General features: G+C 61.4%; 24 protein-coding genes. 16 read left to right on the top strand and 8 right to left on the bottom strand.

Annotated features, from left to right (window positions below; translation table 11 throughout):
* Nucleotides 1-76 precede the first annotated feature (76 nt).
* Nucleotides 77-961 carry a CNNM family magnesium/cobalt transport protein CorC gene (corC, locus tag AAHA39_RS14425; protein WP_033112698.1) on the top strand — a complete coding sequence of 295 codons (885 nt, stop codon included), beginning with the start codon at nt 77-79 and terminating at the stop codon, nt 959-961.
* A 140-nt stretch (nt 962-1,101) separates the two neighbouring features.
* Nucleotides 1,102-2,646: an apolipoprotein N-acyltransferase gene (gene lnt, locus AAHA39_RS14420; protein WP_320656386.1), complete on the top strand. Its 1,545-nt coding sequence runs from the start codon at nt 1,102-1,104 to the stop codon at nt 2,644-2,646.
* Nucleotides 2,647-2,741: 95 nt separating this feature from the next.
* Here the strand turns inward: lnt and AAHA39_RS14415 are convergent, their stop codons facing one another.
* The 4 genes from AAHA39_RS14415 to AAHA39_RS14400 form a co-directional block, all read right to left on the bottom strand.
* The gene (locus AAHA39_RS14415; RefSeq protein WP_320656385.1) at nt 2,742-3,245 is read right to left on the bottom strand and encodes a GNAT family N-acetyltransferase; all 504 of its coding nucleotides are present in this window, start codon (nt 3,243-3,245) and stop codon (nt 2,742-2,744) included.
* Nucleotides 3,246-3,285: 40 nt separating this feature from the next.
* Complete coding sequence (locus tag AAHA39_RS14410; protein WP_320656384.1) at nt 3,286-4,467, bottom strand: MerR family transcriptional regulator; 1,182 nt, start codon at nt 4,465-4,467, stop codon at nt 3,286-3,288.
* Between the two features lie 161 nt (nt 4,468-4,628).
* Nucleotides 4,629-6,359 carry a single-stranded-DNA-specific exonuclease RecJ gene (recJ, locus tag AAHA39_RS14405; RefSeq protein ID WP_320656383.1) on the bottom strand — a complete coding sequence of 577 codons (1,731 nt, stop codon included), beginning with the start codon at nt 6,357-6,359 and terminating at the stop codon, nt 4,629-4,631.
* On the bottom strand, nt 6,325-6,972 hold the full coding sequence (locus AAHA39_RS14400) for a disulfide isomerase DsbC N-terminal domain-containing protein (RefSeq protein WP_279010349.1): 648 nt from the start codon (nt 6,970-6,972) through the stop codon (nt 6,325-6,327). Before AAHA39_RS14400 ends, recJ begins: the two co-directional genes overlap by 35 nt.
* Before the next feature lie 318 nt (nt 6,973-7,290).
* Between AAHA39_RS14400 and mscL the strand changes: the two genes are divergently transcribed.
* A complete protein-coding gene (mscL, locus tag AAHA39_RS14395; RefSeq protein WP_041209969.1) occupies nt 7,291-7,701 on the top strand; it encodes a large-conductance mechanosensitive channel protein MscL in 411 nt (136 codons plus the stop codon).
* 75 nt (nt 7,702-7,776) lie between these two features.
* On the opposite strand, the gene xerD is transcribed toward mscL, so the two are convergent.
* Nucleotides 7,777-8,676 carry a site-specific tyrosine recombinase XerD gene (gene xerD, locus AAHA39_RS14390; RefSeq protein WP_320656382.1) on the bottom strand — a complete coding sequence of 300 codons (900 nt, stop codon included), beginning with the start codon at nt 8,674-8,676 and terminating at the stop codon, nt 7,777-7,779.
* A 217-nt stretch (nt 8,677-8,893) separates the two neighbouring features.
* Between xerD and fldB the strand changes: the two genes are divergently transcribed.
* The 3 genes from fldB (at nt 8,894) to AAHA39_RS14375 (ending at nt 12,396) form a co-directional block, all read left to right on the top strand.
* Nucleotides 8,894-9,412 carry a flavodoxin FldB gene (gene fldB / locus AAHA39_RS14385; RefSeq protein WP_320656381.1) on the top strand — a complete coding sequence of 173 codons (519 nt, stop codon included), beginning with the start codon at nt 8,894-8,896 and terminating at the stop codon, nt 9,410-9,412.
* Between the two features lie 243 nt (nt 9,413-9,655).
* The gene (locus AAHA39_RS14380) at nt 9,656-11,056 is read left to right on the top strand and encodes a TldD/PmbA family protein (RefSeq protein ID WP_320656380.1); all 1,401 of its coding nucleotides are present in this window, start codon (nt 9,656-9,658) and stop codon (nt 11,054-11,056) included.
* Nucleotides 11,056-12,396 carry a TldD/PmbA family protein gene (locus AAHA39_RS14375; protein ID WP_320656379.1) on the top strand — a complete coding sequence of 447 codons (1,341 nt, stop codon included), beginning with the start codon at nt 11,056-11,058 and terminating at the stop codon, nt 12,394-12,396. Before AAHA39_RS14380 ends, AAHA39_RS14375 begins: the two co-directional genes overlap by 1 nt.
* An 83-nt stretch (nt 12,397-12,479) precedes the next feature.
* Here AAHA39_RS14375 and AAHA39_RS14370 read toward each other — a convergent pair whose 3' ends face one another.
* From AAHA39_RS14370 to AAHA39_RS14360, 3 genes are all read right to left on the bottom strand, one after another.
* Nucleotides 12,480-12,974, bottom strand: coding sequence for an AAA family ATPase (locus AAHA39_RS14370; RefSeq protein WP_320656378.1), 495 nt, complete (start codon nt 12,972-12,974; stop codon nt 12,480-12,482).
* A complete protein-coding gene (locus AAHA39_RS14365; RefSeq protein WP_320656377.1) occupies nt 12,961-13,602 on the bottom strand; it encodes an AAA family ATPase in 642 nt (213 codons plus the stop codon). The genes AAHA39_RS14370 and AAHA39_RS14365 overlap by 14 nt, the downstream gene beginning before the upstream one ends.
* Nucleotides 13,603-13,760: 158 nt before the next feature.
* Nucleotides 13,761-14,249, bottom strand: coding sequence for a zinc ribbon-containing protein (locus AAHA39_RS14360; RefSeq protein ID WP_041209964.1), 489 nt, complete (start codon nt 14,247-14,249; stop codon nt 13,761-13,763).
* A 145-nt stretch (nt 14,250-14,394) separates the two neighbouring features.
* Here AAHA39_RS14360 and leuS point away from each other — a divergent pair, with 145 nt between their 5' ends.
* The 10 genes from leuS to AAHA39_RS14310 all read left to right on the top strand — a co-directional run bounded on the left by leuS (nt 14,395) and on the right by AAHA39_RS14310 (nt 25,339).
* The gene (leuS, locus tag AAHA39_RS14355; RefSeq protein ID WP_320656376.1) at nt 14,395-16,971 is read left to right on the top strand and encodes a leucine--tRNA ligase; all 2,577 of its coding nucleotides are present in this window, start codon (nt 14,395-14,397) and stop codon (nt 16,969-16,971) included.
* Between the two features lie 98 nt (nt 16,972-17,069).
* Nucleotides 17,070-17,552, top strand: coding sequence for an LPS-assembly lipoprotein LptE (locus tag AAHA39_RS14350; protein ID WP_043850182.1), 483 nt, complete (start codon nt 17,070-17,072; stop codon nt 17,550-17,552).
* Nucleotides 17,552-18,589: a DNA polymerase III subunit delta gene (holA, locus tag AAHA39_RS14345; protein ID WP_320656375.1), complete on the top strand. Its 1,038-nt coding sequence runs from the start codon at nt 17,552-17,554 to the stop codon at nt 18,587-18,589. Before AAHA39_RS14350 ends, holA begins: the two co-directional genes overlap by 1 nt.
* Nucleotides 18,583-19,233, top strand: a complete 651-nt coding sequence (gene nadD / locus AAHA39_RS14340) for a nicotinate-nucleotide adenylyltransferase (RefSeq protein ID WP_320656374.1) — start codon at nt 18,583-18,585, stop codon at nt 19,231-19,233. The genes holA and nadD overlap by 7 nt, the downstream gene beginning before the upstream one ends.
* Nucleotides 19,234-19,330: 97 nt before the next feature.
* Nucleotides 19,331-19,672, top strand: coding sequence for a ribosome silencing factor (gene rsfS, locus AAHA39_RS14335; RefSeq protein ID WP_320656373.1), 342 nt, complete (start codon nt 19,331-19,333; stop codon nt 19,670-19,672).
* Nucleotides 19,673-19,693: 21 nt separating this feature from the next.
* Nucleotides 19,694-20,161, top strand: a complete 468-nt coding sequence (gene rlmH, locus AAHA39_RS14330; protein WP_005335166.1) for a 23S rRNA (pseudouridine(1915)-N(3))-methyltransferase RlmH — start codon at nt 19,694-19,696, stop codon at nt 20,159-20,161.
* 99 nt (nt 20,162-20,260) lie between these two features.
* Nucleotides 20,261-22,183, top strand: a complete 1,923-nt coding sequence (gene mrdA / locus AAHA39_RS14325; RefSeq protein ID WP_041209959.1) for a penicillin-binding protein 2 — start codon at nt 20,261-20,263, stop codon at nt 22,181-22,183.
* A complete protein-coding gene (gene rodA / locus AAHA39_RS14320; protein ID WP_041209958.1) occupies nt 22,176-23,279 on the top strand; it encodes a rod shape-determining protein RodA in 1,104 nt (367 codons plus the stop codon). The genes mrdA and rodA overlap by 8 nt, the downstream gene beginning before the upstream one ends.
* A gap of 133 nt (nt 23,280-23,412) precedes the next feature.
* Nucleotides 23,413-24,414: a lytic murein transglycosylase B gene (gene mltB / locus AAHA39_RS14315; RefSeq protein ID WP_320656372.1), complete on the top strand. Its 1,002-nt coding sequence runs from the start codon at nt 23,413-23,415 to the stop codon at nt 24,412-24,414.
* Complete coding sequence (locus tag AAHA39_RS14310; protein ID WP_320656371.1) at nt 24,353-25,339, top strand: septal ring lytic transglycosylase RlpA family protein; 987 nt, start codon at nt 24,353-24,355, stop codon at nt 25,337-25,339. Before mltB ends, AAHA39_RS14310 begins: the two co-directional genes overlap by 62 nt.
* Nucleotides 25,340-25,444: the final 105 nt, after the last annotated feature.

Below are 25,444 nucleotides of genomic sequence, written 5' to 3'. Positions count from 1 at the left end.
CTTGAAACAGATGGCTGCCATCCTCATATAGCTGAAGTGAAATCCCCGTATATTCAATGAGTAACCAAGAGAAAAAATGACCGACGATCACCCTAGTACCGGCTCGCCGAAGAAAACCTGGCTCGACAAGCTCAGCCAACTCTTCCAGGGCGAGCCAAAAGACCGCAATGATTTGGTGGAAGTGATAGCCGATGCCGAAGAGCGTGACCTTATCGATCAGGACACCAAGGACATGATCGAAGGGGTGCTGGAGATCGCCGATCTCCGGGTACGCGACATCATGATCCCCCGCTCCCAGATGGTCACCATCGAGAAATCCCAGCCGATCGACGAGATCCTGCCGGTGATCATCGAGTCGGGTCACTCCCGCTTCCCGGTGATCAACGAGGACAAAGATCATGTCGAGGGTATTCTGCTCGCCAAGGATCTGCTCCCCTTCGGTTTCGGTGGCCACCATGCCAGCGAGCCGCTGCAGCTGGAGAAGATCCTGCGTCCCACGGTGATCGTCCCCGAAAGCAAGCGCGTTGATCGCCTGCTCAAGGAGTTTCGCGAAGAGCGCTACCACATGGCCATCGTGGTCGACGAGTTTGGTGGCGTCTCCGGTCTGGTGACCATTGAAGACATTCTGGAACTTATCGTTGGCGAGATCGACGACGAGTTTGACGACATCGAGGACGAACCGGACGAGATCCGCCGCCTCAGCAAGCGGGTCTTCTCCATCAGCGCCCTGACCGAGATCGAGGATTTCAACGACTTCTTCGGCACCAAGTTCAGCGATGAAGAGGTGGATACGGTCGGTGGTCTGGTGATGCACGCTTTCAGCCACCTGCCCAAGAAGGGCGAGGAGATCGAGCTGGACGGCTACCTGTTCAAGGTGATGCACGCCGACAAGCGCCGCCTGCAGCAGTTGCAGGTGAAGATCCCCGAGAACCATGCAGTGGCGCAATCTGAACCCCAGTAAGTCGCCTGAGTGCATTGAACAACGCCCCGACCCCGGGGCGTTGTGCTATCCGGACGGCAGGAGGCTCGCCGTTGGCAACCGTACAGGGTAAGATACCGGCCATTCGACCCAGTTGCAGACCAAGACGAGCACCATCGCCCGTGAGATTATCTCCTGTTACTTCAAAAATTCTGTTAAGCCTCAGTGCGTTGGCCTCTGGTGCCATCGCTGTGCTGGCCTTCTCCCCCTTCGGCTACTGGCCGCTGGTTATTCCTTCCCTGCTCGGCCTCTACGCCCTGCTGGACAAGGCCAGCCCCAAACAGGCTGCCTGGCGCGGCTTTGGCTACGCCATGGGGCTGTTCTTACCGGGTCTGTGGTGGATCCACGTCAGCATGACCGAATTTGGCGGCATACCGCTGCCGGTCGCTTTCGTGCTGCTGGCTGGCCTGTCAGCCTATCTGGCGCTCTATCCGACGCTGGCCTGCTGGGCCTATGCCCGCTTCTTCAGCGGTCGTCACTGGAGCCGCTGGCTGCTCGCCTTCCCGGCGCTCTGGCTGCTGGCCGACTGGCTGCGCGGCTGGGTGATGACCGGCTTCCCCTGGCTCTGGTTTGGCTACACCCAGATCGACGGCCCGCTCAAGGGTTTCGCCCCCATTCTCGGGGTACAGGGCATCACCCTGGCACTGCTATTCTCCGCCTCTGCCATCTGGCTGGTGTGGAAGTCCCGCTCGCCACTGTGGCTGGCGGTGCCCGCCCTGCTGGCTGCCGGCGCTCATGGCCTGATGCAGCTCAACTGGGTGACCCGTGGCGAACCGGTCAAGGTGGCGCTGGTGCAGGGCAATATCGCCCAGTCCCTCAAGTGGGATCCGGAGGCGCTGGCCCCCACGGTACGCACCTATCAGGATTTGAGCCGCGACAATCAGGATGCCGACATCATCGTCTGGCCGGAATCGGCGATCCCGGCCCTCGAAAAGACTATGGGCCCCTATCTGGAGAACCTCGACAAAGCGATGAAGGTGAACGAGACCGGCCTGCTGGCAGGGATCATCCACTACGACGAGGAGCAGCAACGCTTCTACAACACCGTGCTCGGCATGGGGGTACAGGATGCGGATGGCAAGGAGTCCTACTTCTACGGCCACCCCAACCGCTACAACAAGTACCACCTGCTGCCGATCGGCGAGTTCGTGCCGTTTGAAGATCTGCTGCGCCCCATCGCCCCCTTCTTCAACCTACCGATGTCCTCTTTCAGCCGGGGTGACGAAGTGCAACCGAACCTGATCGCCAAGGGGCTCAAGTTTGCCGCCGCCATCTGCTACGAGATCATCTTCCCGGAAGAGGTGCGCCGTAACGTCAACCCGGATACCGACTTCCTGCTGACCGTCTCCAACGACGCCTGGTTCGGCACCAGCATCGGTCCCTGGCAGCATATGGAGATCGCCCGGATGCGTGCGCTGGAGCTGGCTCGTCCGCTGCTGCGCGACACCAACACCGGCATCACTATCGTGACCGAAATCGATGGCAGCATCATTGGCCAGATCCCGCAGTTCGAAGCGGGTGTGCTGCGCAGCGAAGTGCGCCCGGCCCACGGTGCCACCCCCTATATGCGCTTTGGCAACTGGCCCCTCTACGGCCTGACCGTGCTGTTGCTGGGTCTGGCTCTGGCGCTGCGCCCCAAGGCGCACCCCTGGGCCCGCGAGCTCTGAGCGCACGTTAAAGTGGCACCATAAAGACGAGAGGCGCCATAAGGCGCCTCATTTTTTATCCAGACATTACGGCCTCGGGCCGCAATTCAATCTTGTTATCCCTGATTGAAAGCCGGGTGGTAGTTTACCTCACCACGGGCACTGGCTGCACCAAACGACATGGCCATAAAGTACTCGGGTGGCACGCCGGGCAGCGTCAACTCCGGCTCGGACACGAAACCGAAACAGCCGTAGAAACCGGGCTCCCCCAGCACCACGCAGCCTGCAGCCCCTTTCCTCTTGAGCTCGGCCAGACCCGCTTCCATCAAGTGTGACCCTATCCCCTTGCCGTGCAGCTCGGGAGAGACGGAAATGGGGCCAAGGCCATACCAGCGCTCGCAGCCATCACTGATGGTGACCGGCGAGAAGCAGAGGTGGCCGACCACTTGGCCCTCCAGCTCCGCCACCAGCGACAGGCTGAGTGCTCCGACTTGGCGCAAGGCGCGCACGATCAGCTGCTCGTTGTGATCGGTATGGGGGGCATTGAGGAATGCGGCCACGGTCACTGCTTCAATGGCGTCATGATCGGCCACCGTTTCGGGCCGAATGATGATGTTCATAGGTGTTCTCCGTTTGTTCTCTTTAAAATAGATGGCCTGATCAGGCGGCCTGCAGACAGCAGATCACATAGCCGTAACTGCCCAGATATTGGCGGTGGATGGCTATTTCCCGACTTAAGTCCTGCCATGCGGGACTCTCCCCCAGCTCGTCACGATAGCGCGCCAGATTGCGCTCGATGGGGTCCAGATAGTTGTGCCAGGCCTTTTGCGGCAACTGGGAGTGCGACAGACAGCGGTAGCCTGCCGTTTGTATCGTTTCAAGCAGGCCCGCCAGGGTCTGCATAGCGGGATATTCCCGCTGCCAGAATGCCAATGCCTCCTCGGGCGGGTTATCGGTCAGCCAGACCGCATCACTCAGCACGATACAAGCCTGCGGGCTTGCGAGCAGCGGACGCCACGCCTTCAGCGCATTGGCAACGCCCATCACATAGGCGCTCCCCTCTGCCCAGATGAGGTCGGCCGGTGCCAGATCGTCCGGCAGTGCCGCCATGTTGGTACAGAGGGTGGTGACATGCTCAAAGCCCGCCGCACGGGCAGAGTTGGCCACGGCGGCCAGCGCCTCCTCTTCCAGATCGATGGCCACAATGGCGGCATCGGTCACCTGAGCCAGCGCCATGGTCGAGGCACCCCGTCCGCAGCCCATGTCGAGGATCCGGCGTGGCCGGATGGGCAAGGCGGCAAACTGCTGCTGGGTGAAGACGCGATCCCCCGGCCCCCAGTAACTCATGCCATCCAGCAGCTGAATAAAGTCCTTGATGTAACGCTCATGTTCATTCATGTCTTTGCTGAGCCACTGCAAGTGGTAGCGATCCTTCTCGCTAAAACCCTGTTTCATCACCCAGACGAAGTAGGCCTCCGGTGCCTCGCGCTGCAGTTGCAGCTGCCAGGCCTTGAATTCCTCACCGGAGTGCGCACGCAAACCGGCGAGATCCGCCAGCAGATCCCGGGCGCGCTGCATCCTCGCCAGCTCATCATCGAGCTCCCTGACCCTGGCCTGCAGTGCAGCCTGATCTATCTCGCCAGCCAGACAGGCGAGGCACTGCTTAAGGCTGAGCCCACCCGCCTGCAGGGCCTGCACCATCTGCAACCGCTGCAGATCCTCATCGTCGTAGTGGCGATAGCCGTTGGCGCCCCTCGCTCCCGCAATTACTCCAAGCTTCTCGTAATAGAGCAGGGTGGAGCGGGCCAGGCCGCAGCGCCGGGCCAGTTCGGATATTTTCATGACAACAACTCGCTGAGGGGTCTGTGACCCGATGAAGGGAAGCTTAAACTGTGAAGCTATAGACAGGTCAACGCCCTTTTCCAGAGCGCCGCCAACAAAAACGGCCACCCGAGGGTGGCCGTCGTCAGCGATGTCAGCGACAAAGCAGCGATGCTACCGGCTCAGAAGCCGGCCGCCTCCAGATGCTCCACCAGCAGCTGCACGCTGCGGTTGCCGCGCCACTCGTTGACATCGAGCCGGTACACCAGCCGCACCCGCTTGACCGAGGCATCGGGCCAGCGCTTGAGATCGACGCCAAAGGCGATGGCATCCACCGCATGACCGGAATCGGTTGTCAGCATCATCTTGAGGTGCTTCTCCCCCACCAGCCGCTGCTGCACCAGCACGAACTCGCCGTCGAACAGCGGCTCGGGGAAGGCCTGACCCCAGGGGCCGGAGGCGCGAATAAGCTCCGCCAGCTCGAGGTTGAGCTCGTCTGGCAACAACTCGCCATCGGTGAGCAACACCCCGGTCAAAAGCTCCGGTGTCACCAGCTCGCTGATGACCGCCTCAAAGGCCCGACCGAACGCCTCGATGTTGGCCTTGGGCAGGGTCAACCCCGCCGCCATGGCATGGCCGCCAAACTTGCCCATCAGGCCCGGATGGCGGATATCGAGCAGTTCCAGCGCATCGCGCAGGTGCACCCCGGGGATGGAGCGGCCGGAGCCCTTGAGCTCGGTCTCGCTGCTCTCGGCAAAGGCGATGACCGGGCGGTAGTACTTCTCCTTCACCTTGGAGGCCACCAGCCCCACCACCCCCTGATGCCACTCGTTGCGGTGCAGCACGATGCCCGACGGCACCTCGCCATCGCGAAACCGGATCTGCTCCAGGGTGGCGAGGGCCTCCTGCTGCATCCCCTGCTCGATCTCCTTGCGCTCCTGATTGAGGCTGTCCATCTCGGCCGCAAGCTGGCGCGCCAAATTGAGATCATCGCAGAGCAGACAGGCGACCCCGAGCGACATGTCATCGAGACGGCCCACCGCGTTGAGACGCGGCCCCAGCGCAAAACCGAGGTCAGCGGCGGTGAGGCGACGACCATCGCGGCCCGACACATCCACCAGCGCCTGAATGCCGGGGCGACAGCGCCCGGCCCGGATCCGCTGCAAACCCTGATGGACCAGAATGCGGTTGTTGCCATCGAGCGCCACCACGTCGGCGACCGTGCCGAGGGCCACCAGGTCGAGGTAATCCGCCACATTGGGGGCCACGATGCCGAACCGCTCATACCAGCCGGACTGCTTGAGGTGAGTGTTGAGCGCCGCCATCAGGTAGAAGGCGACCCCGACCCCGGCCAGCGACTTGGAGGGGAAGTCGCAACCATGCTGGTTGGGATTGACGATGGCATCGGCGTCAGGCAACTCCTGACCCGGCAAATGGTGATCGGTAACCAGTACCTGCATGCCGGCCGCCTTGGCCGCCGCCACCCCGGCGATACTGGAGATGCCGTTATCCACCGTGATCAGGAACTCGGCGCCGCGGGCCACCGCCAGCTCGACGATCTCGGGGGTAAGGCCGTATCCGAACTCGAAGCGGTTGGGCACCAGAAAATCGATATGGCGGCCGCCCATGGCGCGCAGGGCCAGCACGCACAGCGCCGAGCTGGTGGCGCCATCGCAGTCAAAGTCACCGACGATGAGGATCCGCTTCTGGGCAGCCAGCGCATCGGCCAGCAGCGGCACCGCCTGCTCCATGCCATAGAGGCGCTGGGGTGGCAGCAGCGAGCTGGCGCTGCGCTCGAGCAGGACGGGATCGTCTACGCCACGGCTGGCGAAGATTTGGCGAAGCAGCGGATGCAGGTTGGCGGGCAGATGGGAATCATCAACTCGCGGACGACGACGAATGTGCAGAGGCATCAAAATTATCCAGTATCTTGAGCAGTTGTTCAGGGCTCTGGTAACCCCGCACCAGATCTCCTTCAGAGGAGATCCAGGCCGGCAGTACCTTTACCCCCAACCATTGGCTCAGGCCAATATTTTGGATAAGGGTCTCACTACATTCCTTTTGAGGCAAATAAGCTTTGAAGGGCGAATTTTGCAGCAGGGGATCGCTGCACCAGTCGGTGGCTCGCTCGGCATGGTCAATGACCGGATAGATCGCGATGCTCACCCCGGATGCCTGCAGATGTTGCAGAGTCCCGGATAGCTGACGCCGTGCCGCATCCTTCTCGCCAAGAAACAACGCGACCCGATGACGCTCATCCCGGGCCTTGAGCACAATGGGAGCATGGGCTGCCTGCGCCAATCCCAGTCGACGCTGAGTGCGCATGCCGGAGATGGTCAGGTTCTTCATGTCCCGAGTCATGTCCAGCATAACCCCCTGTACCAGATAATCCCCTTTGGCATCGCTATAGAGCACCCCCTTGGAGGTGCCCAGCATATACAGGCCCGCAATAGGCGTCTGATCCACCGTATATACGGATATCCCCAGCCTGGTGGATATGGCTGTTTTCAAGGCCTGGGGATCCATCCCCGCTTTGGCAGTAAATGTGCACAAAAGCATCATTCCCAGTAGTAAATACTTCACTCTTTTACTCACGTGGCATGAATGAATGGACTCAACAAAGTACAGCAGCACAGTTCATCATTCAACCTGCTATTTATCGAAAAATTAATATCAGGTTGAACCAAAAAATCGGGCCCCCCTGATTGCCAAGCAGAGCCAACCTCAGCAAGCTAGTCAGGGAGAACAGGTGACATGCACACTTGTCACCCTTCTCCCGATAGCGGATCGCAGCCAGAACAATGCGCGACCGCTACGCTAGCGTGCTTAATTTCGGAGGAAAGAATGAGTCTGATACAAGAGTTCAAGGCCTTTGCATCCAGAGGCAACGTGATCGATATGGCGGTCGGTATCATTATTGGTGCCGCCTTCGGCAAGATTGTCTCCTCCTTCGTCGGTGACGTGATCATGCCGCCTATCGGCCTGATCCTGGGCGGTGTGGACTTCAGCGACCTGGCAGTCACCCTGAAGGCTGCCGAAGGCAGCGCTCCTGCCGTGGTCATTGCCTACGGCAAGTTCATCCAGACCATCATCGATTTTCTGATCATCTCTTTTGCCATCTTCATGGGGCTGAAGGCCATCAATACCCTGAAGAAAAAGCAGGAGGAGGAAGCAGCCGCCCCCGCCGCACCGACCAAGGATCAGGAGCTGCTGACCGAGATCCGCGACCTGCTGAAAGCCCAGCAAGGCAAATAAGCGTCACTTCCCGTCGTGTATTCATAAAAAAACCGCCCGCAGGCGGTTTTTTGTTTTGTTGGCCACCCAACCCGCTCAGGCCCGCGGGTGATGCTCGCCATGGAGCGCCTTGAGCCGCTCGTTGGCGACATGGGTGTAGATCTGGGTAGTGGAGAGATCTGCATGGCCCAGCAGCATCTGTACCACCCGCAGATCGGCGCCGTGGTTGAGCAGGTGGGTGGCAAAGGCGTGGCGCAGGGTATGGGGGGATAACTCGCCGTTGATCCCGGCCCGCTGGGCATAGAGTTTGATGCGGTGCCAGAAGGTCTGGCGGGTCATCATCCGGGCCAGTTTGGAGGGGAAGACCACATCCGAGCTGGTACCGCCGAGCAGCAGGGTTCTTCCCTCCCGGTAGTAGCGCTCCAGCCAGTACATCGCCTCCTCGCCCATGGGCACCAACCGCTCCTTGTTGCCCTTGCCCACCACCCGCACCAGCCCCTGCCGCAGGCTGACATGCTCGGCAGTCAGCCCCACCAGTTCGGAGACCCGCAATCCGGTGGCATAGAGCAGCTCCAGCATCGCCTTGTCCCGCAGCTCCAGCGGATCATCGACCAGCGGCGCCGTCAACAGCGCTTCCACTTCCGCTTCGCTCAGATCGGAGGGGAGCTTCTTGGGCAGCTTGGGCCCCTCCAGCAGTACGGTGGGGTCGTCACTGCGCAACTTCTCGCGGTTGAGGTACTGATAGAAACGGCGCAGGGCCGACAGAAAGCGGGCGGTACTGCTGGCGGCAAACTGATGATCGACTCGCCATGCGAGATAGTGCTGGATCTCGTCCATCCCCGCCAGCAGCAGGGAGCTACCCTGCTTATCGAGCCAGAGGGAGAATTTTTCCAGATCGGTGCGATAGGAGCTGACCGTGTTGTCGGAGAGGCCCCGCTCCAGCCAGAGGGCATCGAGAAAGGGTTCAATCAGGGGATGTGGCTCGGGCTTGCTCATGGTCGGTCGCAGTCAGAAGAACAGTGGCCCATTGTAACGCCTCTGCTTGGCGGATGTGCAAGCCGCTTGCCGCGACCTGATCTGCCCGTGATATCGGGCGGTGAAGGGACGCAGCCAATCTGCTAGACTGGCGCCCTCCCCTTATGTTGCCCATCGTGTTGCCAACAGGTGCAGCCCACACGAGCAAGCGAGAAAGCGCCAAAAGAGATAAAGAGCGATGAAGATTGGTCTGTTTTACGGTTCTACCACCTGCTACACCGAGATGGCTGCCGAGAAGATCCGCGCCCTTATCGGCCCCGAGCTGGTGGATATCCACAACATCAAGGATGTCTCCCTGCGCCTGATGGAGGATTACGAGGTGCTGATCCTCGGCATCTCCACCTGGGATTTCGGCGAGCTGCAGGAGGATTGGGAGTCCCGCTGGGAAGATATTGGCGACCTCCATCTGGAGGGACGTATCGTCGCCCTGTTTGGCCTCGGCGACCAGCTGGGTTATGGCGAATGGTTCCAGGATGCCCTCGGCATGCTGCACGATCAGCTGGTGCCCAGAGGGGTCAAGCTGGTGGGTTACTGGCCCAACGAAGGCTACGAGTTCGATGCCTCCAAGGCGCTGATCGATGATGGCCGCCACTTCGTCGGCCTGGCCCTCGACGATGCCAACCAGTATGACCAGACCGACTCCCGCATCGAGCAGTGGGTCGACCAGGTCCTGACCGAAATTCACGAGCTGCTCTGACCCGAGCGGCCTGTCCGGCATCCCAGCCTGTGCGGATGCCGGCTTCCTCCCCCTTCTCTCCGCTCTCTTAAATCCTCCTTTGCCGCCAATGCGGTCGCAGTTATCGCATCGATTTTTTCAATCGGTATCATCCGCTGACGCCATAGCGACATTTGAGTAACGCTCTGCAACAATGGGGCAGCTACACCATCACGCTCGAATCCGGGTCGCGAAGGCTGAGACCCGCCCAGAAAAGGAGATCCTATGACGCCACTCTCCCTGTTGGCCCCCGCCATCGCCCGCGACGTGCTCGATCACGCGCTGGCACTCGGGGCCGATTTCGCCGAGCTGTTTGTCGAGCGCAAGCGCCGCAGCCAGCTCAGCCTGCTCTCCAGCCAGATAGAGAACATCAGCGGTGGCCTCGATTTCGGCATCGGCGTGCGCCTCTGCTATGGCCACAAGGTGCTCTACGGCTACACCAATCTGGCCAGCCGCGACGAGCTGCTGCGTATCGTCACCCTGCTGGCGGCCAAAGACCGCCGCGACCCGGTGGTGACCGCCACCGCCTTTGATTTCACTCGTCTGACCGATCGCAACCCGGTCGCCCTGCCGCTGTCGGCCGACAAGCTGCTGGAGCAGAAGATTGCCTACCTGCACGCCATGGATGCGGTGGCCCGCGCCGAGAGCAGCAAGGTGAGCCAGTTCTCCGGCAACGTGCTGGGCTGGGAGCAGGAGGTGGAGATCTTCAACAGCGAAGGGCTGCAGGTGGCCGATCGCCGCCACTACAACCGCATCATGGCCCAGACCATCGCCCGGGAAGGGAGCGAGCAGAGCGTCGGCTATGAGGCGCCGGGCGCCCTGATGGGGTGGGAACATGCCGAGCGCATCGATCCGCGCGAGCTGGCGCTCACCGCCACCCGTCAGGCACTGGTGAAGCTGGGGGCTGCCCCCTGCCCGAGCGGCACCCTGCCGGTCATCATGGAGAACGGCTTTGGCGGCGTCATCTTCCACGAGGCGTGCGGCCACCTGCTAGAGACCACCTCGGTGGCCAAGAAGGCGTCGGTATTCCACGACAAGATGGGCCAGCTCATCGCCAATCCGGTGGTCAATGCGGTGGACGAAGGCTTGCAGAGCAACGTCTGGGGCTCCATCAACGTCGATGACGAGGGGATGGCAACCCAGCATACCCAGCTCATCAAGGACGGTGTGCTGACCGGTTTTCTGGTGGACAGAATGGGCGCCCTCAAGACAGGTTATGCCCGCACCGGCTCGGGTCGGCGCGAATCGTACAAGTACGCCCCCACCTCACGCATGCGCAACACCTATATCGAACCGGGCAACCATAGCCTCGACGATATGCTGGCCACGGTGGAGCACGGCATCTACGCCAAGAAGATGGGGGGCGGCTCGGTACAGCCCGGCACCGGCGAGTTCAACTTCAACGTGCAGGAGGCCTACCTCATCGAGCACGGCAAGATCACCAAGCCGCTCAAGTCGGCCACCCTGATCGGCACCGGCCCTCAGGTGCTGAAAGAGATCTCCATGGTGGGCAGCAATCTGGCACTGGCCGCCGGCATGTGCGGCTCGGTCTCGGGCTCGGTCCCCACCTCGGTGGGCCAGCCGGCGCTGAAAGTGGACAATATTCTGGTGGGAGGGAACGCCTGATGAGCACCATCGACATGAATCAACTGCTCAGCCGCCTGCTGGACAAGGTGGCCGATCTCAACGCCGAGGCGGACATCATCGCCAATCAGGAGAGAGCCTTCTCCCTCAAGGCCGACAAGGGCGAGCTCGGCGAATACAAGGTGACCAGCAGTCAGCAGCTTGGCATTCGTCTGATCAGGGAGGGCCGGGTCGGCATCGCCTACTCGGAAGCGCTCGATGAGTCAGCGCTCGATGCCATGCTGCAAGATGCGCTCGATGCCAGCCGCTTTGCCAAGGTAGACCCGGACCAGCGCATCTCGGTGGCCAATAGCCGGCTCACCACAGATTGCGCCGAGATCAATCAGCCCGATACCACGCCGGTTGAGGAGAAGATCGCCCTGGCCCTGCACCTGGAGTCAGACATGCTGGCCATGCCCGATGTGAGCGGCGCCCCCTACAACAGCTTCTTTGAAGGGGAGAGCCAGCTCTGGCTCGCCAACAGTCAGGGCACCCTCTGCCAGCACGGCGAGTTCAGCGTTGGCTGCTACACCTCGGCGCTGGTCGAACGGAATGGCCGCCAGTCGATGCACTCGCAGGGGCAGTACGGCCGTCGCTTCGACGAGCTGGATAGCCAGCGGCTCATCGCGCAGATCTATGCCGTCGCCAGCGACCTGCTGCCGGGCGAGGCGGTACCGAGTGGCCGTTACAGCGTCATCTTCAGTACCAACTGCTTCGCCAGCCTGTTTGGCTGCTTTCAGGGGGTGCTGTCGGGCAAGTGGGCCCAGCAGGGGATCAACCCATGGCGGGAGAAGGTGGGGCAGAGCGTCGCCTCGCGCTGGCTCACTCTGGAGAGCCGGGTCTATATGCCGGGCGGCATGAACATCAAGGCGTTTGATGGCGAGGGAGCAGCTACCTCGGATCTGCTGCTGATTGGCGACGGTGAGCTGAAAACCCTGCTCCACAACAGCGCCACCGCCCGTCACTTTGGTGTGGCCAGCAACGGCTCGGCCGCCCGCGGCGGCCGCAGCGCCCTCGATGTGACCGCTCGCCATCTGGTGTTTGGCGCCGGCCCCCACAGCGAAACGGAGGTACAGAGCGGCGACTACCTGGAGCTGGTCAAGCTGGACGGTCTGCATTCTGGTGCCGATGCGGTGAGCGGCGACTTCTCCTTTGGCGCATCAGGATTCCTCTGCCGCGATGGGGTTCGCCTGCAGCCGTTACGCGGCATCACGGTGGCGGGCAACTTCTACCGCCTGCTGGGTGAGCTGGAAGCGGTCGGGGATGTCCTGCACCACAACGATGGCAAGGGCTTCTACGCCCCGCTTATCCGTTTTGGCGGACTCTCCGTCGCTGGCAAATAATCCTGCCTGACTAACGGCGCCCCGGGTCAACGCATGGCCCGGGGCGCCGTTTTTTCATCTCTTGCCCCGCAATTTCAGACCCTTTAATCCTCGTCAAATCGCCACTCGCGACGAGCCGGATCATGCAGGCAGGTCTCCCCGTTAATCATCTGCAAAGGGATGTGGCGACACGGCGCATGGGCTTCGATCGCCTGTGCCAGCACCGGGCTATGGGTAGTCACCCAGAGCAGGGAGTGGCGCGACGCTTCGCCAATCAGCCAGCCCAGTGCGGGCAGCATATCGGGATGCAGGCTGCTCTCCGGCTCGTTCAATACCACCAGCGGCGCCGGGCGCGGGCTGAGCAGGGCCACCGTCAGGCAGAGCAGGCGCAAGGTTCCATCGGATAACTCGCGCGCCCGCAGCGGACGACGCAGCCCCTCCCGCGTCATCATCATCTCGAGCCCCGCTTCGCTGTTCCCCACGTGGAAGCTGGCGTCGGGGAAAGCACGGGCGAGAATATCGTGCAGCAATCGGGCATCGCCAATTTCGACGATGGTGGCAAAGGCCGCAGCCAGATCCCGCCCGTCATGACTCAGCACCGGAGTGCGGATCGCTGGTTGCGGACTGCGCAGGGGGGGAGCCGGGAGCGATATCGAAGTGGTGATAAAAGCGCCACTGATTCAGCAGGTGGCGCAATCTGGCAAGTTCGGGATAGCGCTCCGGCTCGGCCAGATGGCCGAAGACAGACTCGTGGGGCAGCATGCCGGGGGCATAGTCCACCTTGTCGCCGTCGATGCCGAGCACCTTGACCGCCTGATTGCGCCGCATCAGCAACCGGTTGGAGGGGGAGCGGCGATCCCCCAGCCACGCCTCCTCCTGCTTGATCTCGGGATCGAAGGCGAAATAGGGGCTGACCGGCGGTGGGGGCAAACCTATCTGCAGCTCATAACCGAACAGATCAGCCTGCATCCCGAGAATAATGCGTTTGGGCGCATCTGCCCGATCGCCAGGACGCAGGCCTCCTGCCCACATGGTCTGACTGATGCCCCCTTCGGCACAGATGGCTCGCGCCAGCTCTCCGCTGGCTGCGCTCGCCAACAGATGAATGGCGTTGTAGAGGTTGCTCTTGCCGCAGCCATTTGCCCCCTGCACCAAATTGATCCTGCCAAGGGGCATGGATAGCTTGCGCACCGATCGATAGCCCCGGATCCAGATCTCGCTCAACATGGGGATGACTCCTTGCACCTGATAAACGCCCTGAAGGCGAGCCAACCCCGCCGAGCCACAAGGCTACTGTGATCCGCTCGGGAAAGCAGCCCCCTCAGCCACATGAGAAGAGGCACCCGGAGGTGCCTCTTGCAAGCTGCCTTACTAAAACGACGGGATCAGGGCGAAAGCGGCTCGCGGTGATATTCAGCGCAGCCGCATTCGGGGCAGGTATCGAGCTGCTCGGGATGGAGCACGGTATGGCGCCAACCACACTGATCGCACACCATGACCCCCAGCCCCACCCAGTCGCCCGCCTCATAGACGCCCTTGTGCTCCAGCTCGTCGGCCAGCTCGCGCCACTCCACCTGGGCGCGGTCAGTCACATCCGCCAACCAGGACCAGGCGGTATCTTTGAGCGCCAGCATAAAGGCAGACTCCTCCACCTGCTCATCCTTGCGCCCCTCGTCATAGTTGCCCAGATCCCGCTTCACATACTCGGCGATCAGCGCCAGCTCGTCCTGAGTGAGGTCACTGGCGGCCTCCAGATAGGCCTGAACGCGGGCAATCATCCGGTTGAGGCGCTCCCCCTGGAACTGCTCTGTCTCTTGCCACTGCTTTTGCAGTTCGGCAATGAAGGTTTCATACCCTTTTTGACGTTTGTCCATGGCTGTTACTCCTCTGCTAAATCCCTTTCTGGCCCGGCTTCAGGCTTGACGGATGCTGGCGGTTGTTGCCGCCGCAGGATATGGGTATTCTATTGCGATTTCCCAGCTGATTTATCTATTCATTTCACAGATCCGGATGTCACCAATGCAAGAGCAATACGTTCCCCAATCAATCGAACCAGCAGTGCAGAAGCACTGGGATGCCAAGAAAACCTTCAAGGCCGTGGAAAAAGTAGACAAAGAGAAGTTCTACTGCCTCTCCATGTTCCCCTATCCGTCTGGTCGTCTACACATGGGGCACGTTCGCAACTACACCATAGGTGATGTGATCTCCCGTTATCAACGCCTCAATGGCAAGAACGTGCTGCAACCCATCGGTTGGGATGCGTTCGGTCTGCCGGCGGAAAACGCCGCCATCAAGAACAACACGGCGCCGGCCCCCTGGACCTACGAAAACATCGAGTACATGAAGAACCAGCTGAAGATGCTGGGTCTGGGTTATGACTGGGATCGTGAAGTCGCCACCTGCAAGCCGGACTACTACCGCTGGGAGCAGTGGTTCTTCACCAAGCTCTACGAGAAGGGTCTGGTCTACAAGAAGACCTCCTCCGTCAACTGGTGCCCGAACGACATGACCGTACTGGCCAACGAGCAGGTTGTCGACAACTGCTGCTGGCGCTGTGACACCCCGGTGGAGCAGAAAGAGATCCCCCAGTGGTTCATCAAGATCACCGACTACGCCGAAGAGCTGCTCAACGACATCGACAACCTCGAAGGCTGGCCGGAGATGGTCAAGACCATGCAGCGCAACTGGATTGGCCGCTCCGAAGGGGTCAACATCAGCTTCAATATCGAGGGTCAGGCTGAGCAGCTGGAGGTCTACACCACCCGTCCGGACACCTTCATGGGCGTCACCTATGTCGGTATCGCCGCTGGCCACCCGCTGGCCCTGCAGGCCGCCGAAAACAATCCGGAACTGGCCGCCTTTATCGAAGAGTGCAAGAACACCAAGGTAGCCGAAGCCGAACTGGCCACCATGGAGAAGAAGGGCATGGCCACCGGCCTCTACGCCATTCATCCACTGGATGGCCGCAAGGTACCGGTCTGGGTCGCCAACTTTGTGCTGATGAACTACGGCACCGGCGCCGTGATGGCGGTTCCGGCCCACGATCAGCGTGACTTCGAATTCGCCACCAAATATGGCCTCGACATCAAGGCGGTCATCAAGCCGGTTGATGGCGACGTCGACGTGAGCGAAGCCGCTTACACCGAGAAGGGCGTGCTGTTCAACTCCGGCGAGTTCGACGGTCTCGACTTCCAGGGCGCTTTTGATGCCATCGCCAACAAGCTGGAAACGCTGGGCAAGGGCAAGCGCACCGTCAACTACCGTCTGCGCGACTGGGGCGTCTCCCGTCAGCGCTACTGGGGCGCTCCCATCCCGATGCTGACTCTGGCTGACGGTACCGTCGTGCCGACTCCGGAAGACCAGCTGCCGGTACTGCTGCCGGAAGATGTGGTGATGGACGGTATCCAGAGCCCGATCAAGGCCGATGCCGAGTGGGCCAAGACCACCTACAACGGTCAGGAAGCGTTCCGCGAAACCGATACCTTCGACACCTTCATGGAGTCCTCCTGGTACTACGCGCGCTACTGCTCTCCGGACTACGACAAGGGCATGCTGGATCCGGCGGCTGCCAACCACTGGCTACCGGTGGATCAGTACATCGGCGGCATCGAGCACGCCTGTATGCACCTGCTCTACGCCCGCTTCTTCCACAAGCTGCTGCGTGACGCAGGTCTCGTGAACAGCGACGAGCCGTTCAAGCGTCTGCTCTGCCAGGGCATGGTGCTGGCCGATGCCTTCTACTACAAGGACGAGAAGGGCGGCAACGTCTGGGTCAGCCCGACCGACGTCAAGGTAGAGCGTGACGAGAAGGGTCGCATCACCAAGGCCATCGATAACGAAGGCCGCGAAGTGATCCACTCCGGCATGACCAAGATGTCCAAGTCCAAAAACAACGGCATCGACCCGCAGCTGATGGTCGAGCGTTACGGCGCCGATACCGTCCGTCTGTTCATGATGTTCGCCTCTCCGGCCGAGATGACTCTGGAGTGGTCCGACTCCGGCGTAGAGGGTGCCCAGCGCTTCCTGCGTCGCCTGTGGCGCACCACCTTCGAGCACGTCTCCGGTGGCACCGTTGCCTCGCTGGATCTGGCAGCCCTCTCCAACGAGCAGAAAGCGGTACGCCGCGAACTGCACAAGACCATCGCCAAGGTGAGTGATGACGTGGGTCGCCGTCAGACCTTCAACACCGCCATCGCCGCCATCATGGAGCTGATGAACAATCTCTCCAAGCTGGGTTCAGAAGAACAGGACCGCGCCCTGATGCAGGAAGCGCTGGAAGCCGTGGTAGTCATGCTCTACCCCATCACCCCGCACATCGGCTTCGAGCTGTGGAAGATGCTGGGCAAAGGCGACGACATCGATCACGCAGCCTGGCCGGTGGCCGATGAAGCGGCCATGGTCGAGACCGAGAAGCTGGTAGTGGTGCAGATCAACGGCAAGATGCGCGGCAAGCTGACCGTTCCGGCCGAGATCAGCCAAGCTGATGTCGAGAAGCTGGCTATGGCCGATGCCTCCGTGCAGAAGTTCACCGACGGTCTGACCGTGCGCAAGGTGATCTATGTACCTGGCAAGCTGCTCAACATTGTCGCCAACTGATTGGTTACCAACTGATCATTGCCAATCTGTGACAGCAAACGGATGATAACGGCGGGCCCTGCGCCCGCCGCTTTCCCTTAATGCAAAGAGGATTTTCTATGGGCACCATCTTCACCCGCTGGATGGCTATCATGCTGGCAGCCCTGCTGCTGCAAGGCTGCGGTTTTCACATGCGTGGCACCGGCATTCCGGCCGAGCTGAAGACCATGAAGGTCGTCGGCGACAACAAGAGCGACTTCTACCGGATGGTCACCACCCGTCTCAAGGCGTCAGGGGTCACCCTGGCCGACAAGGAAGGGATCCCGGTACTGACCCTGGGTGGTATCGGAGCCAGCAATCAGGTCGCCTCGGTCAACGCACAGGGTGTCGATACCGAGTATGTAATGGGCTTCAGCACCCAGTTCACCGTCTCGGTGCCGGGCAAGCCGACTCAGGTTTTCCCCATCAACTTCAACCGCAGCTTCCTCAACAAGCCGGATGCAGCGCTCGCCTCCTCCCGTGAGCAGGAGCAGCTCAACCGCGAAATGCAGGAGCAGGCAGCCAATCAGGTGATCCGGCAGTTGAGTCAGGTCAGCTTCTGATGCGGATCTACCCGGAACAGTTTGGTGACCACCTCAAAGCAGGGCTTCGGCCCTGCTATCTCGTTTTTGGTGATGAACCCCTGCTGCGACTGGAGGCCATCGACGCCATCCGTCAGGTCGCCCGCAAGCAGGGATTCGATGAACGCCACACCTTCGTGGTGGAGCAGGGACTGGACTGGAATCAGGTCTACGACGCCTGTCAGGCAATGAGTCTTTTTTCTGCCCGCCAAATCATTGAACTGGAACTGCCCGCCAAGGTCGACAAGGATCTCGCTGCCCGTATCAGCGACATTGGCAAGCAGCTCCACCCAGATCTGTTGCTGGTACTGAGCGGTGGTCGTCTCAACCAGCCCCAGATGAAAGCAGCTTGGTTCGACAAGCTCTACCAGATCGGCACCTATGTACCGGTCAACCACCCGGAGCCCAAGTTCTTTCCACGCTGGATGAGCGCCCGCTTCCAGCGCTTTGGCCTCAAGGCGCTGCCCGATGCCATCAACTTTATGTGCCACTCCTACGAGGGCAACCTGCTGGCCGCCAGTCAGGAGATCGAGAAGCTGACCCTGCTCTCGCCGCCACAACCCATCAGCGTCACCTATCTGCAGGAGACCATCATCCGCCACGCCCACTTCACCCCGTTCCAGCTGGTCGATACCCTGCTGGAGGGGAAAGTGAACCGGGCCCAGCGCATTCTGGCCGCCCTGCGGGCTGAGGGCACCGAGCCGGGGATGCTGGCATGGACCCTCTGTCGCGAGCTGGAGCAGCTGACCGAACTGTCGCTGGCGATGCGCAACGGCCAGCCACTGGGGGAGCACTTCAGCCGCCTGCGCATCTGGCAAAGCCGCCAGCAGCTCATTCAACAGGCGCTGACCCGGCTTCCCTTCGCCAAGCTGCAGCAGCTGTGGCAGCTGATGGCGCAGCTGGATGACGCCCAGCGCCGCTTTGATACCGAGCAGGCCTGGCTGATGCTGCAGACCATAGCCCTCGGCTTTCGTGACGGTACGCCCCTGCCGCTGGCGATGGAGAGTACGCCATGCTAAAGGCGCCCATTGGCCTGCTGGGGGGCACATTCGATCCCATCCATATCGGCCATCTGCGCCCCGCCATCGAGGCGCGCGATGCGATAGGTCTGGCCGAAGTACGGCTGATCCCGAACCATATACCGCCCCACCGCGCCAACCCGCACTGCTCCAGCGAGCAGCGTCTGGCCATGGTCAGGCTGGCGGCGTCTGAGAACCGCCACTTCGTGGTGGATGAGCGGGAGCTTTGGCGCGACAAGCCCTCCTACACCATAGATACCCTGATCGAGCTGCGTCAGGAGCTGCCCGATACGCCGCTCTGCTTTTTGATGGGGATGGACTCGCTGCTTGGCCTGCCCGGCTGGCACCGCTGGCGGGAGCTGCTCGACTACGCCCATCTGGTGGTGAGCACCCGCCCCGGCTGGCAACCCGATTATCCGGCCGAACTGGCTGAACTGCTGGCCCGTCATCAGGTCAAAGAGGTAGCCGCCCTGCACCGGCAACGGGCAGGCCATATCTGGTTGGCCAGCAACCAACCCATTGAATTGTCTGCTACCCGGCTGCGCGAGCTGCTGGCGGCGGGAGAAGATCCCCGTTACCTCTTGCCCGAGCCGGTTGCGCACTATATTGATCAACAGGGGCTCTACCGCGCCATCTGCCGGTAAGACTCCCCAGCTGTCCCGTTCCGGTAGGAAACGGGAGTGACCATGATATAATCCGCCGCCCTCACGCTGTCAGGCGCCGGAATACAGGAGAGACTCATTGCAAGGCCAAGAACTTCACGCCTTTATCATCGACAAGATTGATGACATGAAAGGCCGCGATATCATCACCCTCGATGTACGCGGCAAATCCAGCATCACTGACACCATGATCGTCTGCTCCGGCAACTCCAACCGTCACGTCTGTTCCATCGCCAACCATCTGGCCAGTGAAGCCCGTCATGCCGGGCTCGACCTGCTGAGCGTGGAAGGCGAGCTGAGCGGAGAGTGGGTACTGGTAGATATGGGATCGGTGATCGTGCATGTGATGCAGGATGAACATCGTGACTTCTACCAGCTGGAAAAACTGTGGGGCGGTGCCGCTCAAGTGAACACGCAATAACGAGAGCAGCAAAGTACCGACATGAAGATTCAGTTGATCGCGGTGGGCACCAAGATGCCCGCCTGGGTAGAGCATGGCTTTGAAGAGTATCGCCGCCGCTTCCCGAAAGACATGCCGTTCGAGCTGGTGGAGATTGGCGCCGGCAAACGGGGCAAAAATGCCGATATTCCCCGCATTCTGCAAAAAGAGGGGGAAGCCATGCTGGCTGCCGCTGGCCGCTCGCGCATCGTCACCCTCGACATTCCGGGCAAGCCATGGACCACGGAACAACTGGCTACCCAGCTGGAGGCGTGGAAGCTCGATGGCCGCGATGTCGCCCTGCTGGTAGGCGGGCCGGAAGGCTTGTCACCGGAGTGCAAGGCGGCCGCCGAGCAGAGCTGGTCGCTCTCGCCGCTGACCCTGCCCCACCCGCTGGTGCGGGTACTGGTCGCAGAGAGCCTCTACCGTGCCTGGAGCATTACCACCAATCACCCGTATCACAGGGAGTGAGCCAGGATGTGGCTCACCCTCCCCGACACACATGCGAATCACAGAGAGTGAACAATGCCGCTCCTGCTGTTATTGCCCCAATGGTTCTGAGGTAAAGGCATGCTGAAACAACGCATCGAGATGCGCGATCACAGTGCCGAGGGCAATCTGTTCTTCCGGCGCACTCTGGTAGCCTACATCGGCATCGTCGTGCTGATGCTGGTGCTGCTGGGCAATCTCTATTACCTGCAGGTCGAGTCTTACGACACCTACCAGACCCGCTCCAACTCCAACCGCATCCGGGTGGTGCCGGTGGCGCCGCCGCGCGGCCTCATCTATGACACCAACGGCGTGCTGCTGGCGGAAAACCGCCCCGTCTACAGTCTGGAGATTGTCCCTGAAGAGACGCCGGATCTGGCCAAAACCGCCGATGAGCTGGTCGCTCTGCTGGGGCTGCCGGAAGGGACAAAAGAGAAGTTTCTGGCCGAAGTGAAGCGCCAGCGCCGCTTCAAACCGGTCGCCCTCTACGAGAAGCTGACCGAGTATCAGGTGGCGCTCTTTTCGGTCAACCAGCACAACTACCCGGGTGCCAGCATCGAGGCTTACCTCAAGCGCTACTACCCGTTTGGTGACACCCTCACCCATGCGCTGGGCTATGTGGCCAAGATCAACACCCGCGACGTGGAGCGCCTCGACAAGGAAGACAAACTCGCCAACTACGCAGCCACCAAGGATATCGGCAAGCAGGGGGTGGAGAAGTATTACGAGGATGAGCTGCACGGCGTGGCGGGCTATCAGGAAGTCGAGGTCAACAACCGCGGCCGGATTGTCCGCACCCTGAAGTTCCAGCCACCGGTTCCCGGCAAGGATATCTACCTCAACATCGATGTGCGGCTGCAGCTCAAGGCCCAGCAGCTGCTGGCCGGACAGCGTGGCGCCATCGTGATGATGGATCCCAAAACCGGCGCCATTCTGGCCATGGAGTCGAGCCCGAGCTATGACCCCAACCTGTTCGTGACCGGCATCTCGGGCCCCAACTACTCGGCGCTGCTCAACGATCCGGCGCGGCCGCTGGTCAACCGCACCACCCAGGGCATCTATGCCCCCGCCTCCACCGTCAAACCCATGATGTCCATCATGGGCCTCAACGAAGGGGCCATTACCCCGGGCTATCGCTACTTCGGTGGCCCCAGCTTCTCCATTCCCGGTACCACCAAGAAGTTCCGCGACTGGCGCCGCTGGGGTCATGGCTGGCTCGATGTCTATCGCGCCATCGAGGTATCGGCCGACACCTACTTCTACGATCTCGCCTACCGGGTCGGCATCGACAAGATCCACAGCTACATGACCAAGTTCGGCTTCGGTCAGTACACCGGTGTCGACCTCTATGAGGAGAGCAAGGGGGTCATGCCGTCCCGCGACTGGAAGATGGCTCGCTGGCGTCAGCCCTGGTATCAGGGTGACACCATCTCCATCGGTATCGGTCAGGGTTACTGGAGTGCCACCCCGCTGCAGCTGGCCAAGGCGATCAGCATCCTGACCCAGAACGGTCACGACGTCACCCCGCACCTGCTCAAGAGCACCGCCTCGCAGGCGGGCGTGGTCGATGCCCCGGTCAACCCCAACATCGCCCTCAAGCTCAAGAACGACAGCTTCTGGAAAGTGGCGCAGGAGGGGATGTGGCGCGTCAACCATGGCAGCGAAGGCAGTGGTCGCCTGTCGTTTGCCAAGGCCCCCTACTCCTCGGGTGGCAAGTCGGGCACCGCTCAGGTGGTCGGCCTGAAAGAAAACCAGGTCTACAACATCAAAACCGTCAAGGCGGAGCATCGCGACAATGCGCTATTCGTCGCTTACGCCCCCTTTGAAGCCCCCAAGGCGGTCGTTGCGCTGGTGCTGGAGAACTCCATTGGTGGTGGTGGTGGCCGTGCCGCATCCCCCATCGCACGCCAGATGATGGATGCCTTCCTGCTGCCGCCCGAACCCCAACTGCCACCGGCACCGGAAAAGCCGTCCAAACCGAGTGAGGTTGCTACCAATGAGTAATTCAGCCCGCCAGCAGAGTATCTGGTACAAGCTGCACATCGACCTGCCCCTGCTGCTGGGGTTGCTGGCCGTCATCGCCCTCTCCATGGTGGTGCTCTACTCCGCCTCCGGCCAGGATATGGACTCCATCGTGCGCCAGCTGGTGCGCGGCGGACTCGCCTTTGCCCTGATGATCGGCATGGCCCAGCTGCCGCCCTCCCTCTACGCCCGCTGGTCGGTGCCGCTGTTTGTCGGGGTAGTGCTGCTGCTCATCGCAGTGGACGTATTCGGCCATATCGGCAAGGGGGCCCAGCGCTGGCTCGACTTGGGCTTTATGAAGTTCCAGCCCTCCGAGGTGATGAAGCTCTCCATGCCCATCATGGTCGCCGCCTGGCTCAGCCGTCACTCGCTCCCCCCCAAACTCAGCCACGTGGTGATAGCCCTCATCATGGTGCTGCTGCCAACCCTGCTGATTGCCGCCCAGCCTGACCTTGGCACCTCCATTCTGGTGGCTGCCTCCGGCTTCTTCGTCATCTTCCTGGCGGGGCTCAGCTGGTGGCTGATCGGACTGGCGGTGCTGCTGATTGCGGCCTTTATGCCGGTGCTCTGGTTCTTCCTGATGCACGACTATCAGCGCCAGCGGGTCATGATGCTGATCGACCCGGAGAAAGATCCGCTCGGCCGCGGCTACCACATCATCCAGTCCAAGATTGCCATCGGCTCCGGCGGCGTCTTTGGCAAGGGGTGGCTGCAGGGAACCCAGTCCCAGCTCGAGTTTCTGCCCGAGCGCCACACCGACTTCATCTTCGCGGTATTCAGCGAGGAGTTCGGTCTGGTGGGGGTAGCGCTGCTGCTGGTGCTCTATCTCTACGTCATCAGCCGCTGCCTGTTTATCTCGATGCAGGCCCAGAACAGCTTTGAACGGCTGCTGGGTGGCGCTATCACCCTCACCTTCTTCGTCTATGTGTTCGTCAACATGGGCATGGTAAGCGGCATCCTGCCGGTGGTAGGGGTGCCCCTGCCGCTGGTGAGCTATGGCGGCACCTCCATGGTGACCCTGATGGCCGGCTTCGGAATACTGATGTCCATTCAGACCCACAGAAGGCTGCTGGCATGATGAGGTGGATATATTCTGCCGGCGGTAATGGCCCCCTGCCGTTAGTGAGTTATAGCGGCACCGCCATAGTGACCCTGATGGCCGGTTTTGGCATACTAATGTCCATCCAGACTCATAGAAGACTGCTTGCCTGATGCGTCTGGTTGGGTTGTTGCTCTCGCTTGTTGCCCTTACAGCAGAGGCTGCCGTCGAACCTGTCGGGCTCTCCCTGCTCGCCGAACAGCAGCAGGTACCACTGGCCGAGTTGCAGGCGGCTGTGGCCAGCGCCCGGCTACGGCAGGAGGTGCTCGACACCATCAGCCGCCCGTGGGAAGCCAAGCCCTGGCATCGCTACCGGCCGCTGTTCGTTACCCCGGATCGCATCCGGGATGGCCTGCAGTTCTGGCAGCAGCATGCCGCCACGCTGGCGCGAGCCGAGCAGACCTATCGGGTACCGGCCTCGCTTATCGTGGCCATCATCGGCATCGAGACCTTCTACGGTCGCCAGATGGGCCGTCATCCGGTGCTGGACAGCCTCTACACCCTGGGGTTTCACTACCCCGAGCGCAGCGACTTCTTTGCCAAGGAGTTTGCCCAGCTGGTGTTGCTGGCCAAAGAGGAGGGGTGGCAACTCGATACCCTCAAGGGCTCCTATGCCGGGGCCATGGGGATGGGGCAGTTCATGCCCTCCAGCTATCGCCACTACGCCGTCGATTTTGACGGCGATGGCAAACGGGATCTCTTCACCAATCCGGCCGATGCCATCGGCAGCGTGGCCAACTACTTCGCCAGCCACCAGTGGCGCTGGGGCGAAGCGGTGGTCGAGCCGGCCCAGATCGGGCTGATGGCGGTTGATCCCCTGCTCAGGCGAGAGCTCGAGCTGACACAACAGTGGTCAGAACTGGCGGCGGCAGGGATTGAGCTCGCCACGCCGCTGGCCCCGCAGACGCCGGTCAAGTTACTGGCATTTGATCAAGCCGATGGACCGGAATACTGGGTCGCACGGCATAACTTTTATGTGATCACCCGCTACAATCGCAGCCCGCTCTACGCGATGGCGGTGTATCAACTTAGCCAAGCCATTCAGGAAGCGTATGCATCTTCGTCACAAACTCCTCCCGCTCAGCCTGAGCTTGTTGCTGGCCGCCTGCAGTAGCAGCCAGCCGGAACAGTCCGCCCCGGTCGATCTGCCGCCCGCCAGCAAACCGCCCGTTATCGAGATCCCGCAAGCCACCGGCGCCATCCCGCGTCCCGAGCCCCTGAGCACCAGCGGCAACCGGGACTACTGGCGCGGCCAGGAGAAATTCGAGGTGTGGCGCGATATCAAGCACTACAGCGAAGAGGGCACAGCCAGCTGGCTCTCCCCCTCCCTCGATGGCCAGAAGACCGCCAATGGCGACGTGCAGGACAGCAAGCTGTTCAGCGCCGCCCACCGCAACCTGCCGCTGCCAAGCTACGTGCGGGTCACCAATCTGGACAACGGGCTGGAGACCATAGTGCGGGTCAACGATCGCGGCCCGTTTGACAGCAGCCGCCTCATCGACCTCTCCCCCGCCGCCGCCAAACAGCTCGAGATGATCGAGGGTGGCGAGGCGCGGGTGCGGCTCGAACTCATCAACGACACCCCGGATCAGATGGTGATCATGGAGCCGATGAAGCCCATCGAGATGACGCCAACCGCCCCGGCTGCCGCCGCTGCACCTCAGGCGATGTCACAGGATGGCTTCATCGGTCAACCGACCGAGCTCGCCATGGCTGCGCCGGCCGCAGAAGCGGCGCCCGTCAAGGCACCCGCAGCCCAACCTGCCAAAGCGGCACCGGCCAAACCGGCTCCGGCCAAGGCGGCAGCCCCTGCCAGCAGCGGTGACGGCAAAATGATCCAGGTGCTGGCCAGCGGCTCCCTGCAGCGGGCCGAGGCGATGGGCAAGGTGATGACCCAGCGTTATGGCCTCCCCTACCGGATCGATAGCCATGGCGCCATTTTCCGGGTGCTGATTGGCCCTGTTGCGGCCGACCAGCAAGCCGCAACATTGGAAAAAGTGCGTCAGGGTGGCCTCGAACAGGCCTTTATCGTTCCCTGATCACTACCCTTTTGCTGCGGGTGTGACTAACCGCTTACTTACCGCCATCACGTCGTTTTATGGCGTGCTGGCGTTAAGTGATGGATAAAAAACCAGTTCTGATCG

This window comes from Aeromonas sp. SE22, assembly GCF_038739755.1.
Classification (GTDB): Bacteria; Pseudomonadota; Gammaproteobacteria; order Enterobacterales; family Aeromonadaceae; genus Aeromonas; species Aeromonas jandaei.
The sequence above is the reverse complement of the archived record's forward strand: the minus strand, read 5'-3'. Positions and strand labels throughout refer to the sequence as shown.